The sequence below is a fragment of the Nitrobacter sp. 62-13 genome (assembly GCF_001896955.1).
Lineage (GTDB): Bacteria > Pseudomonadota > Alphaproteobacteria > Rhizobiales > Xanthobacteraceae > Nitrobacter.
Genome location: NZ_MKRN01000208.1, coordinates 1 through 17,212, shown reverse-complemented (window position 1 = coordinate 17,212; position 17,212 = coordinate 1). Strand labels below are relative to the sequence as shown.

Here is a 17,212-nt window from a genome sequence, read left to right as displayed (position 1 = left end):
CCCATGGAACGACACGGCTTAGATAAAAAGAGTCCCCGGTTCACGAGGACTTTGAATCGATCGCCCAAAATCATGCACGCAATCGATTCCAATATCCGGGAGCGGAATGCGGGCCGCTATACATTTTCCTCATCCCGCTCCAGGGCGCCGGCAAAAACCCCGGGCAGGAAACCTGCCCGGGGTCCGTTCGGAATGTCGTCAGATGACCTATTTTACTTTTACCAGTTGCGCTGCGCGCGGAACATGACGGTCCAGGTGTCCTGATCCTTCAGGGCATAGCTGCCCGCGGGCTTGGCAACGCCAGTGTTGGCAGCGAGAGCCGCCACGCCGGCGTATTTCTGATCCAACATGGTGTAAACCGCTTCCGTTGTGAACGTCAGGTTCTTGACCGGAGTCCAGCGGAGGTTGGTACCAACCTGACCGATGTTGTAGTCCGGGTTGCAGGTGGTGACACCCGCGCCGAGCGCGGCAAAAACCGTACCGCCGACGCCACACATCGCGGTCTTAGCCGCGCCGGTATATCGAACCGACGCGTAGCCGCCGAAAACCGAACTGCTCCAGTACGGGTTCCAGTTGTGGTTGAAACCGCCACGCAGGCCCCATGTCGAAACCAGTTGAAGCGAGCCGCCCGGGCCATATACCGAATCCGGCGCAAAGCCATATCCAATGCCGGTCACACCGGAATAGACCGCGGCAGCGCTCGCCGAGGAGGCCTGATCCTGGATGTTGTAACGAGTCGCGCCATTCGTGTAGACGCCTTGAAGGTTGATCGTGTCACCCGGCCCAGTCGGAATATTCTTGATCGACAGAGCGAGCTGACCGGCCCAGCCCCACTTGTCTCCAGGGCCGCCAGTATTTTGCGTGGCACCGTAGTAGGCGGGATTGTTGTCGTGGGCCGCAACCGACGCCTGGAACAAGCCCCAGGCCTGATCGACGCGGAGCTGGCCGACGATGTCAGGAACCGTGGTCCCGCCATAAGCGCTCGCGCCGTAACCGAAGTTGCTCTGCGTCGCAGTGGCGAGGTTGAAAATGCCAGGTTGGTAATACGCGCTCGGATCCTGCACGCCGACCGAAGCCGACACGCCGTTGCCGAACTCGGCGGTGTAGGTGAACTGGTTCACGCCGGTGTTCGTGCCGCCACCACCGACCAGGCCAGTGTAGATGTTTTTGCCCGGAAACTCCGTCCAGGGAGCGCTGAACTGCGAAACCGCCTTACCCATCGTGAAGCCGGCGAACTGGATGAAGGCGAAGTACACGCCAAGCTGGCCGCCGGAGACGGCGCCGTTGGGGTTTCCGTTATACGTCGTCGCACCGGTAGCCGAACCGGCGTAGCCGCCTGAGGTCCACGAAAAGGCCGTCTCCATGTAGGTGCGGACGACTCCGTATTCGGTGGCGGTGCGAGTGTCGATGGTCAGGTCCGCACGCGATCGCCAGGTGAAGGCGTTGCTGAAGCGGTTCTGCGCGCCGGCGGGACCCGAGGTGTTGCCGCCGAAGATCGCGTTGGTGTTGACGCCGATGTCGGAACGGAGATAGCCGCCGAGCTTGATGCAGGTGTCGGTGCCGGGAATGTAGTAGAAGCCCGCGCCATACAGGGAGCAGATCTTCACGTATTCGACCGCCTTGGCCTTCAACGGAAGATCGGCAGCCTGTGCTCCGCTCATGACGACCAGCCCCGCCGCCGAGCCGAGGAAAAGGCTCTTCATCAATTTCATCTCAAACCTCCAAGTTGCTTGGTAGGGCAGGCTTTCGGATCCGCTATACGCAAGCACTCGAAGAGAAGTTTCCCCTCAGTCCCTGACTCACCGCCCAGCCGTTCGCACCGTCGGACGCTCCCGCTCAACGCGAGAGGCCCAAGCGAACCATTAAACGACGCCCTGGGGGTGCCCCCCTCCACGGCCATATCCTATGGATATATATATGCGTATATAATCCTATGGATATATTTTACTGTATATATCGATTCCCCATGATGTCAACATACGGACATTTCTTCGGCGGGCTCTGGGCAAGAACAGCCCCGGATCTCGCCATTCCTTGTGCCGGATTGCTGTGGGTTCTGATCGGACGTCTCACAACGATCGCCGACTTTTTTTGATGTCGACAATCGGAACGCAGAACTGTCCGCTAAGGGCGACAATCCTGAGTGCATAGAGGCTGCTTTCGCAGGGCCAATGCACGTCGTTTCGCTTGAGCACCAGATTCGAACTGGAGCAAGGTTGAGGCCCGCGACGAAGTTGTCAGCGCCTTTGTCGTTGCGGGCGGCGACAGCGCGATAATGCCAGGTTTTGTTGAAGATGCATTCGATGCGGCCGCGCGTGCGATGGATGACGGCCGATCACTCGGATGCGGTTGGCATGAGCTCATCTCGACCCATGACTCGCTTCCAGCATTCGCATCCGGTCAGCGCGACGCCTCGACGTTCTTCAGTCCGACAATCTGCGGCAGCGCGCCGGTCGGAGCGGAATCCGTCTTCGCAGCTTCCGGCGGCAGCGGCGGCCTCGCCGTCATATCGGGAAAGCGCGATTTCATTTCGCGCAGGAAGCCGTCGAGCGTGTCGACCTTCGCCGCCATCCTGGCGATCTGTTCGAATTCGGCGCTGTTGCCGGACGCCGGCTTGCTCGCGGTATCGAAGGCGATCTTGTCGGCAGTGCCGCTCATCAGCGGCGCATACTTTTCGCGGAACCGCCCGAGACCCAGCGTATCCTCGGCGAGCGCATAGCCGATCACCGCGCGGATGATGTCGCTTTTCTCGCTCGATGTGAGCGGTGTGAAATCGCGCCAGCGGTCGCCGTAATAGAGTTCGATCTGCTCGGACGCCTCGCGCCAGCGTCGTGACGCCCAGTAGATATCCGACCGAAGGCGGATCGCCTCGCGCCCGGTGAGATTGGAGATGATGTCGAGGGCGAGATCGCGGCGGCCGACATCGCTTTGCGCGCGAGCCTCGAGCAGCAATCGTTGCTGGCGCAATTCACCGGCGAGATCGGCGATCCGCGTGGTGCGAAGCGCGGCGATCGCACGATCCGGCTTGCGATTCATCAGATAGACCATCGCGAGCCGTGCGGCGACCTGCGCGCGCGCCGCGCCCTCCAGCCGATGATCGACCTGATATTGCAGGAGATCTGCCGCCTGGTCGAGAAGATCGACACTGACAAGGCGATCGGCAAGCCGACGGATCATTTCGTCGCCGCGCCGGCCGATCGGCGTCAGATCGCGATAATCGTAGAACATCGCCAGCGCATCGACCGGCGGAAGATTGTCGCCTTTGGCGCCGAGGAAAAGATCGGCAAACAGCGCCGAAGCCCTGTCCTGAATCTGCCGCGACACAACGAAGTCCGGCTCCAGCTTGGTAGCGGTCTTTGCGATCGCCAGAGCTTCGGCATAGCGGCCCGCATCGATGTAGAGCGCCATCAGCATATTCAGCGTCTGCACCTCAAGCCGATCGCCTCGCCACGTCGCCGACAGCGTTTCGAGATCGCGCAGCGCCTCCTCCGGCTTGATCTCGTCGCGCTTCTGCCGCAACGCGATGTCGTGTATCTGCGCCTCAGTCGCGGCTTCGCGATCCGGCGAGGCCATCGCCTCCTCGTATTGGGCGAGCGCGTCCTTGTCGCGCCCCAAAGCCTCGGACAACCGCCCGCGCATGACCGTGACGTTGGGTTTCATCTCATCGGGAATACCGATGGCGTCGAGATCGCTGCTGCGCGCGGCGGCGCCGGAATAGTCGCCGACCTCGAGCGATGCCCGCATCGCATCGGCGACGATCGGACGCTGCAGCCCGAGCGGCAACGCGGAGATAGCGAACTGGGCGTTCTTGAATTTTTCGCGCGCCTCGGCCCACTTGCGCTGCCGCGCGAGCGCGAGCGCCTTCCACAGCTGGGAATCGTAGTTGGCGCCGATCGCCGGGTTGGCGAGATCGCGCGTCGCCGCCGCTGTATAATTCGTCAGCGAACTCGCGACCGAGTGCACGATCAGCAGCACCGGATCTTCCTGTCCGGGATTCTGCTCGGACAGCGCAAGATCGAGGACAGCCTTGGCTTCGTAATAAAAGCCGCGCGCCATATAGAATCGAGCGAGATCGATCCGCGCTGCGGTCCGCGCGTCATCATTACCTGCGGCCGATGCCGCGTTGACCAGTTCGTCGAGCCGCTGGAAGAAATCCGCGTTGCTGTCCTTCTGCCACGTCTCGGCATCGAAGATCGGCCGCGCCGCGGTCGTCGCGCGCTCGGGACCGGAGTTGGCCGCCGACAGGGTGAGACCGCCGGGCCGGGTCACCGTAACCTTGTCGGGCGCAACCTCGACGGCGATGTCATCGGCCTTCGGCTCGATAACCACGCCCTGGGTCGACTCACGCAGCGAGAACTCCACGAACTCCTGATGCCTGACAAAACCCTGCGCTGGCGGAAGCGCGGTGACGACCATCAGCGCGTCGCCGGAATCGGGATCGACGATCCGGTGTAGGCTGCCGGTGCCAGCGAGCGGCACGGTGACGCTCGCATGATGGCGATCGACGACATTGCGCTGCGCGATCAGCGCGCGCGACGGCTTCTGCACGGCATCGGCGAACGTCACCATCCAGCGCTGCCCCGGTGTAACCGGCGCGAAACCATCGGGCTCGCCGGCCGAGAGCGAGACCAGTTGCGGACGGGTGAGGCGGATGCGGATCGCCTGCCCCTTCTCCAGGGGACGGCGGTCGATGTCGGTGATAAGCGATCCGCCCTCCTTCCGGATCGCGCCAACGTCGACCGACTTCTCCGAGTCGAATACCAGCCACACCGCATCGGCGCGGCGGAACAGCGCCACCGGCGTCGGCCGGTCGAAGCCGAACGTCAGGCGAAAGCCGTCGCTGCGCCGCACCGCGGCGAGGGTCACCGCATCGTTCGCGCTTCCTTTAGCCGACGATGGCGGCGGCGACGCCGCCGGTTTTGCTGATGCGGCCTTTGCCAGCCCGTGCTCGGCGGGATTGTCTCCGACCGGCGTCTGCTTCCCCGGCGTTACGGCGGTGGGGGCCTTGACCGCCGGCGCAGACGGTGTTTCGACGGCGGCCTGCTTTTCAGTTGCGGGCGTCTCAGGCGCATGCTGATCGGCCACAGGCTGATCGGGTGCGGCAGGTGACGCGGCGGCCGGCGAAGGTTCGGGCGTTTTCGCGGCTTCGGCCGGTTTGGCGTCGGACGGGGGCGGTCTCACCGTCAGTCCGGCCTGTTCGGCAATCGTCTCCGACGTCGGCGGCGGAATCCCCGCGGGCTTTGCGGGGGCGGCAGCGGCGCCGGCCGGCTGTCCCGCGTCCGTTTTGCCCGACTGCACTTCGGCAAGCGCCGCCGACAGACTCTTGCCGGTCTGATGGAAGCCGATATCGACGATGTAGTTCTTCTCCTCGCGGAACGAATGCACGTCGACGTCGCCGATCAGTTTCATCTCGACCCGCGCGCCGTCGCTTTCCATCTTCTGCGCGATCGAGGCGACGTTGGCGGGCGCTACCAGTTTGGCGTCCGCCAGATCGAAAGTCAGCGCCGGCTTGAACAGCAGCGTGAGTTTCTGCTCGTTGAGAGCGGACGAAACGCCGGCCCCGTCCGGCAGCTCGAAAACGTAGCGCACGAAGGTCGGCTGTACCGAAGCTCGCACGCGAACCGGCGGGCGCTTTTTCGACGCTTCCAGGGTGCGCTCTTCGCGCAGCGCGCGCTCGGCGGCGCGGGCGCGCTCCGCCAGGTCGCGAACCACGTCTTGTGGCAGACCCGGCGGCGGACCCTTCCAGCCATCGGGCATCAGATCGATGAACACGCGCTCGCCCGCCGTCATCGTGTTGACGGAGACCTTGCGTGCAAGGGCCATGCGTATGGCCAGGCCGTCGGGATCACGGCGCGCCGAGCCGACGTAGTCCGGCACCGCCTCCGACAATTTGTCGACAGGAATATCGACCGGCCGCTTGAAGCGGATCACGAGGATGGTGCCGGCGACCGTCACTTCGGAATCGACGTCGTCGTCGAGCTTGAGCACGAGCCGGGCAAAACCCTTCGCGGCCGAGAGGGTCGCCTCGCCCCTGATGGCCTGCGCGCGGCTTGCACCGGGAAAAGCCAGCGCGAGCAGCAGCAGCGCCGTTGCGAACGCCGGAATGCAGCCGCGCGAAAGCCGCCGCGCGCGGGAGCGCGCTTGCGACCAACATTCAGCGGCAGTCGTCCGCGCCATTCCAGATCGTCTCTCGACTCCAGAACTTCGCTTCTGACGCGAAGCTCTGATTGTTGCTTTGACGCATTTTCTTCACGCGAACCGGTATCCATCCCCCATCAAGTTCGAGGACATGCTTCGCTCGAAAACGCTATCAACTCCTGACCGGCGGCTGAACGCCGATCAGACGGACTCTAGAATTGCGGAATTAAAGCCTTATTAAGCAAGGATATTAATTGGGATTCTGCGGCGTCGGCTTACCCTCGATCTTCGGAAGATCGGCGTCCGCGGTGGTGGCGTCGCCGCCGCTGGCTCGACGCGCCATCTCGACCGTCAGCCGTTCGGCCGCGGCAGGCGACATCTGGCCGAGAATGTCCGACATCTTGCGCGGCGCGATCTTCGAGGCGAGATCGAACAGCACCGACATTTCCAGTCGGTCGAACACTTTGGCGGCGTCCTTCGGCTTCATGTTCTCGTACATCGTCACGAGTCCCTTGAAGCGGGCGGCTTCGGCCTCGTTCTTCTGGTCGGTCGCGGTTGCGATCCGCGACTCGATACCCTTCATCTCCTCCACGCGCCCCTCGATGCGCTTTTCGGCGGACTTCAGCAGGCTCTCACGAATGTCGATTTCCCGTGCGCGTGCTTCGAGTTCCTGGCGCCGGCTCTGAAGCCGCTCAAGGATCGCACGCTCGGACGGCGACACCGATTGGCCGGGCTCGGGGATGGTGACAACGCCCGACTTCGCTAGCTCCGGCGTGCTGACCGCCGGCTTGGGCTTTCCGTTAGATTCGTTCTTTTCGGCACCCTCCTTGCCGGGGTCCTCTTTTTTCTTCGTCTCGACCGAACCCGTGACGTCGCCGGCATAGGGCGTTGCGCCCGGAAAGTTCAGGTTCTCCTGTGCCCATGACCGGTGGGGCGTATTCGGCTGGTCATCAAAAACGTAACCGCCGTCAATCACGAGCCCCGCGACCTTAAGCACCGCGAGACCGAATATCGCGACCATTACGACAGGAATGACCCGGATGTCCCTGAAAGCATTCATGCAGCGAGGCCGCTTGCCCTTCTACGCTCGGAAAATGCCCGCGCCGCGGCTGCGACCGAGCGGGCATCGCTGGCCACGGGCTCCGGTTCGGGGGCCGTCGCCGGGCGCGCCGCGAGCGCGATCCGGGTCAGCCGCCGCACGACCGCATCACCCTCCGTCAGTTGCTTCGCCAATTGCCGCGACAGTTCGGTGGCCGAGACGATCTGGTTGCCGAGATTGTCGTTGACGTCGCGCACGGTGTGCTTCAGCCCGCCGATGGCGCGCTCTGCAATCTCCGTCGCCGTGATCAGTTCGCCGATAGTCGCCTTCAGCGACTGCTCGTCGGCCCTCAGCCGCTTCAGCCGCTTGTTCAGCAGCATGCAGTAACCGATTGTCAAGACGAGGAGAACCGCGACAAGGCTCTCGATCGCTAATCCGAAAGAGTGGTTCATTGGGCCTCCATCATCTTGGTCTGTTCGTCCGCTCTCTCGAACATGGCGAAGGTCGTGTTCGGTTTGCGCAAGTGTCTCGAGACACGAATGGCGACGCGATCGCCGACGCGCCCCATGCGGCCTTCCGTCAGCGTGACGCTGCCGCACCGCACCGCCACCGACGCATCGGGACGCATGTCCAGCGGCAGCGTGTCGCCGACTTTCAGGGTCATGAGCTGCTTGAGCGGGATCTCGGCCTCGTACAGCACTGCGTCGACGGCGATCTGCGCCTGCGCGATTTCGGTGGCGAGGTGACTTTCCCAGATCGGATCGCGGCCGAACTTTTCACCCATGAACATCTGCAACAGCACGTTGCGGATCGGTTCGATGGTGGCATAGGGCAACAGCAGTTCGATGTAGCCGCCGCGGTCTTCCATATCGATGCGCAGCCGCACCAGAATCGCCGCATTGGCCGGGCGGGTGATCGCGGCAAAACGCGGATTGGTTTCGAGCCGGTCGATCGAGAACGACACCGGCGACAGCGGCCGGAACGCCTGCTCGGCGTCGGCCAGAACGACCTCGACCAGCCGCTTCACCAGATTGGTTTCGATCGTCGTGTAGGGTCGGCCCTCGATCCGCAGCGAGGTCTGGCCGCGACGGCCGCCGAGCAGCACGTCGATCATGGAGTAGATCAGGCTGGAATCGACCATTGCCAGCCCAAAATTCTCCCACTCCTCGGCCTTGAACACGCTGAGCACCGCGGGCAAGGGAATCGAGTTCATGTAATCGCCGAACCGGACCGAGGTGATGCGGTCGAGCGAGACCTCCACGTTGTCGGAGGTGAAATTGCGCAAGGAGGTCGTCATCAGCCGCACCAGGCGGTCGAACACGATCTCCAGCATCGGCAGGCGCTCATACGACACCATCGCCGAGTCGATGATCGCGCGGATGCCGGAGCTGTCGTCGACGTTGATCTCGCCGACGCTGAAGCCGAGCAGACTGTCGATTTCCTCCTGCGAGAGGACCCGCTCACCGCCGTTCTTGGCGTTGCCGAAATTGCGGCCTCCGTCCTCGACCATGGCGGCCCACTGTTCCGCCATCGTCTCCGTGAGTTCATTGGCGGCAGCGGACTTCGCGGCTTCCTCGGGGTCCTCCGATCCGAGCGAAGCCTCCCACTGGGCTGCGATCGCATCCTGGTCCAACTGATCGTTATCGCCCGCCATGATCCCGCCCCCGCCCCGTCACTGGATGACGACTTCCTTGAACAGCACGGCGCTGACATGGCCGGGCGCGATCGCCGTATTGACCCGCTTGGTCAGTTCTTCCTTGAGTCGAAACAGCCCGGCCGAACCGTTGAGGTCGCTGGGACGCAACTCGCGCATGTAGGTCTGAAAGAGATCGGTGACCCGCGGCAGCGCCGGCTTGATCTTCTCGACCTGCGGCTCGTCCTTGACCTCGAGAACGACCTTCACCTTGAGATATTGCACGCGCTCGCCCGGCGCCCCGACCAGGTTGACCAGCATGTCCGGGACTTCGATGAAGGCCGGCGGCTTCGGAGGCGGCGCCTCCGCGTGCTGTTCGTCGCCGTGACCGTGAAAGAAGAAGAACCAGGCGCCGCCTCCCCCGGCCAGGCAAAGGACCGCGGCAACCGCTGCGATCAGGATCAATTTCTTTTTCTTGGAAGCGGGGGGCGCTTCGCCTTCGGCTGCCGCTTTCTCGGCCTGATCGTTCTCTGCCATCGTCAGTTCGCCCGTTGGAGGGTTTGGTCCGATGCCGCCGGGCAGGCTAACGACGCGAAACAGATGCCCCGGCGCACGGCGCGCCCCACAGGCGTTAACACTAGGTTCGCAATGGTTAATGGATTCTTTCTTTTAACCATACGGTAGGAAGATTTTGCCGGGCCATTATGGTCAACAAGATCTTATTGCCGACCTCTGCGCGCCCGCTCATTTCCATAATGCATTGAAAATACGTAATTTTCAGACATGGCACGGCTTTCGCTACATCCCCGGACGACCGCAAGGCTTGGGAGAGCCTGAAGGTTGGAAACGATCAGCCAACGCCTGGGAGGGCTTGGCGCGATCCTCGAGGGGGAGAACCGCCGATGGAGAATACGCTTCTCATCGGACTATCGCGGCAGATGATGCTCGAACGGCAGATGGATGTCGTTGCGAACAATGTCGCGAACGTCAACACCAACGGCTACAAGGCCGACCGCTCGCTGTTCGAAGAATACCTGATGCCGGTCGCCCACGAAGACAACTTCGTCGGCGGCGACCGCCGCCTCAGCTTCGTGCAGGATCGCGCCACCTTCCATGACTTCGCCGGCGGCCCGACCGAGCAGACCAAAAACCCCCTCGATGTCGCCATCGACGGCAAGGCGTTCCTGGTGGTGCAGACGCCGGCCGGCGAACGCTACACCCGCGACGGCGGACTGCAGATCAATGCGCAGGGGCAACTGGTGACCGCTTCCGGCAGTCCGGTGCTCGGCACCAACGGGCCGATCACGTTCCAGCAGACCGACCACGACATCGCGATATCCGACGACGGCACCGTGACGGTGATCGAGGGCACCAACAACGCCGCCGACTCGATCCGCGGCAAGCTGCGGCTGGTCTCGTTCGCGCAGGCGCAGAAGCTGCTCAAGGAAGGCTCCAACCTCTACGCCGCGGGCGAAGGCAACATCGCCCGGCCCGACACCACGGCGCGAGTCCGCCAGGGCTTCATCGAGCGCTCCAACGTCAGCGCGGTGAGCGAGATGAGCCGCATGGTCGAAGTGTCACGCGCCTACACGCAGATGGCGACGCTGCTGCAGCAGCAAAGCGAACTGCAACGATCGGCGATCGAAAAGCTCGCCGACGTTCCGGCATAAGGAAAGAAATTATGCGCGCTCTCTATACGGCGGCGACCGGAATGGCGGCTCAGGAGCTGAACGTCCAGGTCATCTCCAACAACATCGCGAACCTGCGCACCACCGGCTACAAGAAGCAGCGGGCCGCGTTTCAGGACCTGATCTACGACCACGTCCGTCGCGTCGGCGCACAGGCTTCGGATCAAGGCACGATCCTGCCGGTCGGCATCGATCTCGGCGGCGGCGTCAAGACTGTCGGCACGCCGCGGCTGATGAGCCAGGGCACTCTCTCCATGACCGGCAACGATCTCGACATCGCCATCCGCGGCGAGGGCTTCTTCAAGATCCAGATGCCGGACGGCACTTACCAGTATACGCGTGACGGCACGTTTCAGATGGACAATCAGGGCCGCATCGTCAACGCGCAGGGCAATCCGGTGCAACCGACGATCACGATCCCGCAGAACTCGTCCGGCATCACCATCAACGCGCAAGGTCAGGTGTCGGTAACGCTGCCGGGTTCGACGACGCCGACGGTGCTCGGCCAGATCGGCCTGACCCGCTTCATCAACAAGGCCGGCCTGCAGCCGGTCGGCGACAACAACTTCACCGAGACGCCCGCCTCCGGTCCGCCGCAGGACGGTGTCGCCAACATCGACGGTTACGGCGACATGCAGCAATCGAACCTCGAACAGGCCAACGTCGAGGTGGTCTCCGAAATTTCCGATCTGATCGCCGCGCAGCGCGCCTACGAGATGAACGCCAAGGTCATCAGCGCCGCCGATCAGATGCTGCAATCCGCAGCCGCGCTGTTCCGCTAGGGAGGCTGACCATGGCCATCCGCTCGTCTCTCCTCGTCGCGGCGCTGATGGCGGCGTCCGCTCAGGCGCTGGCCGCGAACGACGCTCCGCAGCGCGCCGCCCTGGCGAGCGCGATCCGGACCGCGGCCGCCATTTCCGTCCCCTTGCTGCGCTCCGACGTCAAGGTCAGGAGCGATGTGGTGCGCATCGGCGACGTCATCGACAACGCCGGTACTGCCGCGCAAATCGCGATCTATCGCGCGCCCGAGCCCGGCACCACCGGCGTCCTGCCGGCAACGCAGGTGCTCGACGTGCTCCGCGCGCATCAGGTGATCGGCGTCGATACTCACGGTATTCGCAACGTCTCGGTGACGCGGCTCGCGCGCACTCTCGATGCCGACGACATCGAACTGCAGATCGCCGTGGCGCTCGAGCACCGCAACGGACTTGGCGACGCCAAAAACCTGTCGATGACTTTCGACAAGGACCTTCGGACAGTCCATCTCGATGCAGCAAACGACGGCGCCGTTACGCCGATCGTGACCCGGTTCGACCCGCGCAACGGACGTTTCGACGTCACGCTCGAGATCGGCAATAACTCAGGCGCCGCACCCGCGCGGCTGCGCTTCACCGGCACCGCTGTCGAAACCGTCGAAGCTGCAGTGCTGGCCCGTGACGTCGACCGCAACACGCTGCTGAAGTTCTCCGATGTCGTGATGGAGCGGCGCCCCAAGGCCGAGGTCGGCAACGATGCCGCGAACCGCGACGGTGTCATCGGGATGCAGACACGGCGGCAGATGCGCGCCGGTCAGGCGTTGCACGGCGCCGACCTCACCAAGCCGGATCTGGTGCAACGCGACCAGGCCGTGACCCTGATCTACCAGGCTGCCGGAATCTATCTCACCGTGCGCGGCAAGGCGACCGAATCCGGCACAGAAGGCGACATCGTCAGCGTCCTCAACCTGCAATCGAAACGCACCGTGTCCGGCGTCGTGGTGGGGCGCGGCCAGGTGTCGATCTCTCCGGCCGCGCCGGTCATCCCGCGCAGACTCGCAAGCGCCGCGACGGTTGCCGAAATGCCGACGGCCGCTGCGTCCTCTCCTGACTTCGCCCGCGAGGGCGCGCCCGTGTCTCCAAGATCCGAGTAACGTTCATGTTGAAGTCCACGAACATCAACCGCTTCGTTCTGACCGGCACGCTATTGGCTGCTGCCGGACTTGCCAGCGGCTGTTCATCGATCGATCGGCTGTCGCAGATCGGCGAGTCGCCCAAACTGACCGCGATCGACAATCCGACGACGCAGCCCGGTTACAAGCCGGTGCAGATGCCGATGCCGAAGCCCGAGACGGTGTCCTACAACGCCAACTCGCTGTGGCGGAACGGCTCGCGTGCGTTCTTCAAGGATCAGCGCGCCGCACGCGTCGGCGACCTGCTAACCGTCACCGTGAATTTCACCGACAAAGCCAACATCGCCAACGAGACACAACGCAGCCGCACCAGCAAGGAAGACTCCGGCATCACGGATTTCATCGGCAGCAAGGCCATCAAAAATCCAGCGACATCGATACTGCCGGGCCGCATTCTGACCACGGATTCCACGGCGTCCAGCGACGGCAAGGGCTCGGTGCAGCGCCAGGAGAACCTGCAGACCAGCGTCGCCGCCGTGGTCACGCAAGTGCTGCCGAATGGCAACCTCGTGGTCGAGGGCAAGCAGGAAATCCGCGTCAACTTTGAAATCCGCGAACTGATCGTGGCCGGAATCGTTCGCCCCGAGGATATCCAGAGCGACAACACCATCGACTCCAGCAAGATCGCGCAGGCGCGTATCTCCTATGGCGGCCGCGGCCAGATCAGCGACGTGCAACAGCCGCGCTACGGTCAGCAGGTGATGGACGTGCTGCTGCCGTTCTGATCTCGACGAGCTCCCCGCCGTTTCGCGAATCCCCAGGCGAGACGGTGACGACCCGGCGATGCCATGCATCGTCCGGCATTGCGGCCTCCGGTAGCTCCCCTGCCGGAGGCCGTCATCGTTTCACGCATGCGAGCATGCTTGCCGCCCGGCTTCCGACAATCAATAAAAGTTCATGAAACCGATCTGCCAGCCGGTACTGGCAATACCTATGTCGATGGCGTTATGTATTCTTGACATCGTGCGAAAACCGCTGGAGCCCTCCATGTCATCGCTCGTTCGCATTTTGATCATCCTTGCCATATCCCTGAGCGTGATTTCGAACGCGGCGCAGGCGCGCCACCGCAAAGGGCGCGTACACCTCCACGGACAGATGCCATCAGCGACAATCGTGACGCCAACGCCATCGCCGCGTCTCAACACCAGCGTGGTCAACCAGCCGGGGGTGCCGAACACGTCGCGGCCCGGAACCATCGGCACCGGCGCCGTGCCGAGCGGCCTGAGCGGCGACAGTCCCATCGCGCCCGGATTCCCCGGCAGGGTCGGGCGCGATTAGATCGGGTGAGCTCGAGCCATTCTCGCGCGGCGGCTTAGCGAGTTACATCGGAAACGCAGATTGCTCGGCCGGAAGTGGATTTCCGCCCAAACGGCGACGACGACGGCATTGGCTGCGGCCAGAATTTCATTCATCGGGCAACTTTCTGGACTATGCTCGAGCGGCCTGAAATTCGCGACGGCAGGTGCCGTCAAGGAGTTGCGGTTTGACGCCGAAAACCGATCCCGATCTTCAGCAACGCGAGGCGCTGCTCCAGACCGTGCTTCGCAACTACTTCGGGTCCAGCAATGCCGGGATCCTGCGAACCATTCAGTCCGAAGCCGACTATGTCGATCTCGCTTCCGGTGCGACACTGCTGCGCCAGGGAGACATCAGCGACGACGTCTACTTCGTCCTGTCCGGCCGGCTGCACGCCTTCTCCCAAACCGAATCCGGCGCGCAAAAAATCCTGAGCGAGATCGGACGCGGTGAAACCATTGGCGAACTCGCGCTGTTCACCGGGGAGCCGCGTTCGGCGACCATCGTGGCGGTGCGCGATACCCTGCTTGTCAAGGTGACGCGCGCGATGATCGAGCACGCGATCACGCAGGACCCCGATATCGAAATGTCGATGATGCGGATCGTGATCCGGCGATTCCGTCACCAAGAGCGCGAGCGCCGGCCGCCTCTCGTTCCGGTGAACGTCTGCGTGCTTCCGATCACGCCCGGGCTGGACGCCGTCGATTTCGCCCAACGCCTGCGCGACGCGCAAACTGCGCAAGCGAAGCCGGTAACGGTGGTCACCGCCGATGAGATCGCCGAACGCTTCGGCGTCGCCCCCATTCACCCGGTCGGACGGCGCCACGATGCGCTTGCCGCTTATATCGACGAGATCGAAGCGCGCAGCCGCGCGGTGTATCTCGCAGCCGACGGTGAGGACACCGCATGGACGCGATTTTGCCTGCGCCATGCCGACGAAATTCTGTTGCTCGCCGAGGCCGGCCGCGATCCCAGTCCATCCGCGGTCGAGCGGGCCTGCCTGTCGCCCGCAGCCCCCATCTCGATCGCGCGGCAAACTTTGATCCTGCTGCACAGGACGGAAACGAGAATCCCGACCGGCACGGCGCGATGGCTGGATGCGCGGCCGGATGCGCGACACTTCCACCTCCGTCCGCAGTCATCCCACGACGTGACTCGGATCGCTCGCATCATTTCAGGGCGCGGCATCGGACTCGTGCTGTCGGGCGGCGGCGCGCGCGGCTTTGCCCATGTCGGGGTCATCAAGGCCCTCGAAGAGGCCGGCATTCCCGTCGACATGCTCGGCGGCAGTTCGATCGGCGCGGTCATGGGTCTGGTGCTGGCGCTCGGCCGCAGCGCGGATGAGGTCGCAGCCGCCGTCCGCAAGGCGTTTCTCGAACATCCAAGGGGTAATGTAACGGGCGATTACAACTTCATCCCGCTGGTGTCGCTGATCAAGGGCGCGCGGACGCGCAGCGCGATGACGCAAGCCGTGCGCGACGCCACCGGGCTGGATGCGATCGACAACGAAGATAGCTGGATCACCTTCTTCACGATGGCGTCGGATTTTTCGATCGGCCGCGAAGCGGTTTTGTCGCGCGGCGACCTCACCCGCAATGTCGGCGCGAGCTACGCGATTCCCGGCGCGTTGCCGCCGGTCTTCGTCGGCGGGCACATGATGTACGACGGCAGCACGTTCAACAATTTCCCGGTGGATGTGATGGCCCGGCTCGGCGCCGGCCGCATCATCGGCGTCGATCTCTCGGTCAACCGCGAGCAGGTGTTCGACATCGACTGCATGCCGGGAACGCTCGCGCTGCTGCGCGACAGGCTGAGGCCGCGCGCGAAGCGGCGCTACCGCCTGCCGAGCGTGCCGGAGACGATGCTGCGATCGTCCTTCATCACCTCGGTTTCGAAGCAGAAGGAGATGGGGAAGTTCACCGATCTTTTGTTTCAGCCGCGTGTGCCTGACGGCCGCCTGCTGGACTGGAGCCGTTTCGAGGAGATGGTCGCGGCGGGCTACAGCCACGCCAGCCAGGTGCTGGCCGGGCTGACCGACGAGCAGCGGGCGATGTTCCGGTAGCGGGACGCGAAATCCTGTCGTCTTCAAGCGCCGATGCGCTCGACCGAAGGCCATCAATCGGATCGGCGAACTGCTCCCGTGAAACTGGAAAACGGTTCCCAACTCCGAGCAGTGGCTATCTTAAATGACGGTCCCTTTATTATTCCGCTGTACGGCATGCACGGCGTAGGCGGTTGGCTGTCGTGATCTCTGGGCTTATCGCCAGAACGCCTCGTTCGCCAGGAATATGCTAAACGGCACCAACGTGGCAGCCGTATGCTTATTTTCTTCCAGGGCACCGGCCCTACTCGTCCCGATAGATCTTTTCCCGCTTTTCGTGACGCTCCTGCGCCTCGACCGAAAGCGTCGCGATGGGTCGCGCCTCGAGCCGCTTCAGCGAAATCGGTTCGCCCGTTTCCTCGCAATAACCGTAAGTGTTGTCCTCGATCCGCTGCAAGGCGGCGTCGATCTTGGAAATCAGCTTGCGCTGCCGGTCGCGGGCGCGCAGCTCGATGGCGCGGTCGGTTTCCGAGGACGCACGGTCGGCGAGATCGGGATGATTGACGTTCTCTTCCTGAAGCGTCTGCAGCGTAACCTTCGCTTCACGAAGGATCTCGTCCTTCCATGCCAGCAGCTTGGCGCGGAAATACTCGCGCTGGCGCTCGTTCATGAAAGGCTCTTTTTCGGATGGCCTGTAATTTTTCAGCTTTTCCAAATGCATTCCATAGTCGTGCAATGCGCCGGACGACTCGGCTGCGGCCGGACTGCCCGGCTGGGGCCGGACTTATATAGCGGCCCATTGTGACAGACAATATCGCCGCGTCGAAAGACCGGGCCTCCCCCAACGCGGTCCCTGCCTTTGATACCCCCCAATCAATAGCCGACAATACGGAACCGGGAACCGGTTGCGAGCGCCCGTTGCCGCCCGCGATCGTCTTTCGAGAACGCAGGCGGGTCGGCAAGCGCCGAGACAGGTAACCGCGGTACCGATATTTACCGCTGCGCTACGGCACTCAGTAATGGCCGGCCTTGGCCAGTTCGACCTCGACGCGCAGTTCGATTTCCGACAACACCGCGTCGAGACCAGCGTCGCCTGAAGATGATTTCAGATCGGCCGCGGCGGTGCGCAGTCGCGTCACCGTCGAAGGATCGAAATTGCCGGACAAAAGCGCGATCTTGAGATCGTCGAGCACATCGAGAGCGCTTCTCCCCCGCTGCACCGAGCGCTTGCGCCGCTCCGTCGGATCCTCCTCGATGCCTTGCAATGCCAGCAGCGCATCGATGGTCGCGGCCGGTTTAGGCGTCGTGGCAGCGCGGCTTTCCGTGGTCGCGGCGGGGTCCGGCAAGGAAAATTCGCTGCCACCGCTCCGCCGCGCTGTCGTGCCCTGCGCCGCAGGCGTCGTTCCGTTCGGGCCATAAATTCGCATCG

General features: G+C 63.4%; 14 protein-coding genes. 6 read left to right on the top strand and 8 right to left on the bottom strand.

Going from position 1 to position 17,212, the window contains the following annotated elements:
* Nucleotides 1-218 precede the first annotated feature (218 nt).
* From BGN91_RS16885 to fliL, 6 genes are all read right to left on the bottom strand, one after another.
* Nucleotides 219-1,712: a porin gene (locus tag BGN91_RS16885; RefSeq protein WP_292615143.1), complete on the bottom strand. Its 1,494-nt coding sequence runs from the start codon at nt 1,710-1,712 to the stop codon at nt 219-221.
* A 688-nt stretch (nt 1,713-2,400) separates the two neighbouring features.
* On the bottom strand, nt 2,401-6,177 hold the full coding sequence (locus BGN91_RS16880; protein ID WP_292615142.1) for a tetratricopeptide repeat protein: 3,777 nt from the start codon (nt 6,175-6,177) through the stop codon (nt 2,401-2,403).
* Nucleotides 6,178-6,388: 211 nt separating this feature from the next.
* On the bottom strand, nt 6,389-7,198 hold the full coding sequence (locus BGN91_RS16875; RefSeq protein ID WP_292615141.1) for a flagellar protein FlbB: 810 nt from the start codon (nt 7,196-7,198) through the stop codon (nt 6,389-6,391).
* Nucleotides 7,195-7,629 carry a DUF6468 domain-containing protein gene (locus tag BGN91_RS16870; RefSeq protein WP_292615140.1) on the bottom strand — a complete coding sequence of 145 codons (435 nt, stop codon included), beginning with the start codon at nt 7,627-7,629 and terminating at the stop codon, nt 7,195-7,197. Before BGN91_RS16870 ends, BGN91_RS16875 begins: the two co-directional genes overlap by 4 nt.
* Nucleotides 7,626-8,831 (bottom strand): flagellar motor switch protein FliM, encoded by a 1,206-nt coding sequence (gene fliM, locus BGN91_RS16865; protein ID WP_292615139.1) that lies wholly within the window; start codon nt 8,829-8,831, stop codon nt 7,626-7,628. Before fliM ends, BGN91_RS16870 begins: the two co-directional genes overlap by 4 nt.
* A gap of 18 nt (nt 8,832-8,849) precedes the next feature.
* Nucleotides 8,850-9,347: a flagellar basal body-associated protein FliL gene (gene fliL, locus BGN91_RS16860; protein ID WP_292615137.1), complete on the bottom strand. Its 498-nt coding sequence runs from the start codon at nt 9,345-9,347 to the stop codon at nt 8,850-8,852.
* Nucleotides 9,348-9,712: 365 nt separating this feature from the next.
* Between fliL and flgF the strand changes: the two genes are divergently transcribed.
* The 6 genes from flgF to BGN91_RS16830 all read left to right on the top strand — a co-directional run bounded on the left by flgF (nt 9,713) and on the right by BGN91_RS16830 (nt 15,804).
* A complete protein-coding gene (flgF, locus tag BGN91_RS16855) occupies nt 9,713-10,480 on the top strand; it encodes a flagellar basal-body rod protein FlgF (RefSeq protein ID WP_292615136.1) in 768 nt (255 codons plus the stop codon).
* An 11-nt stretch (nt 10,481-10,491) separates the two neighbouring features.
* Nucleotides 10,492-11,280, top strand: a complete 789-nt coding sequence (gene flgG, locus BGN91_RS16850; RefSeq protein ID WP_292615135.1) for a flagellar basal-body rod protein FlgG — start codon at nt 10,492-10,494, stop codon at nt 11,278-11,280.
* 11 nt (nt 11,281-11,291) lie between these two features.
* Complete coding sequence (flgA, locus tag BGN91_RS16845) at nt 11,292-12,407, top strand: flagellar basal body P-ring formation chaperone FlgA (RefSeq protein WP_292615134.1); 1,116 nt, start codon at nt 11,292-11,294, stop codon at nt 12,405-12,407.
* Nucleotides 12,408-12,412: 5 nt separating this feature from the next.
* Nucleotides 12,413-13,171, top strand: coding sequence for a flagellar basal body L-ring protein FlgH (gene flgH, locus BGN91_RS16840; RefSeq protein ID WP_292615132.1), 759 nt, complete (start codon nt 12,413-12,415; stop codon nt 13,169-13,171).
* 262 nt (nt 13,172-13,433) lie between these two features.
* Nucleotides 13,434-13,724 carry a hypothetical protein gene (locus tag BGN91_RS16835; RefSeq protein ID WP_292615131.1) on the top strand — a complete coding sequence of 97 codons (291 nt, stop codon included), beginning with the start codon at nt 13,434-13,436 and terminating at the stop codon, nt 13,722-13,724.
* Between the two features lie 205 nt (nt 13,725-13,929).
* Nucleotides 13,930-15,804: a patatin-like phospholipase family protein gene (locus tag BGN91_RS16830; RefSeq protein WP_292615130.1), complete on the top strand. Its 1,875-nt coding sequence runs from the start codon at nt 13,930-13,932 to the stop codon at nt 15,802-15,804.
* Nucleotides 15,805-16,087: 283 nt separating this feature from the next.
* Here the strand turns inward: BGN91_RS16830 and dksA are convergent, their stop codons facing one another.
* Both dksA and BGN91_RS16820 read right to left on the bottom strand, forming a co-directional pair.
* A complete protein-coding gene (gene dksA / locus BGN91_RS16825; RefSeq protein WP_292615129.1) occupies nt 16,088-16,453 on the bottom strand; it encodes an RNA polymerase-binding protein DksA in 366 nt (121 codons plus the stop codon).
* A 343-nt stretch (nt 16,454-16,796) separates the two neighbouring features.
* Complete coding sequence (locus BGN91_RS16820) at nt 16,797-17,210, bottom strand: flagellar assembly protein FliX (RefSeq protein ID WP_292615128.1); 414 nt, start codon at nt 17,208-17,210, stop codon at nt 16,797-16,799.
* Nucleotides 17,211-17,212: the final 2 nt, after the last annotated feature.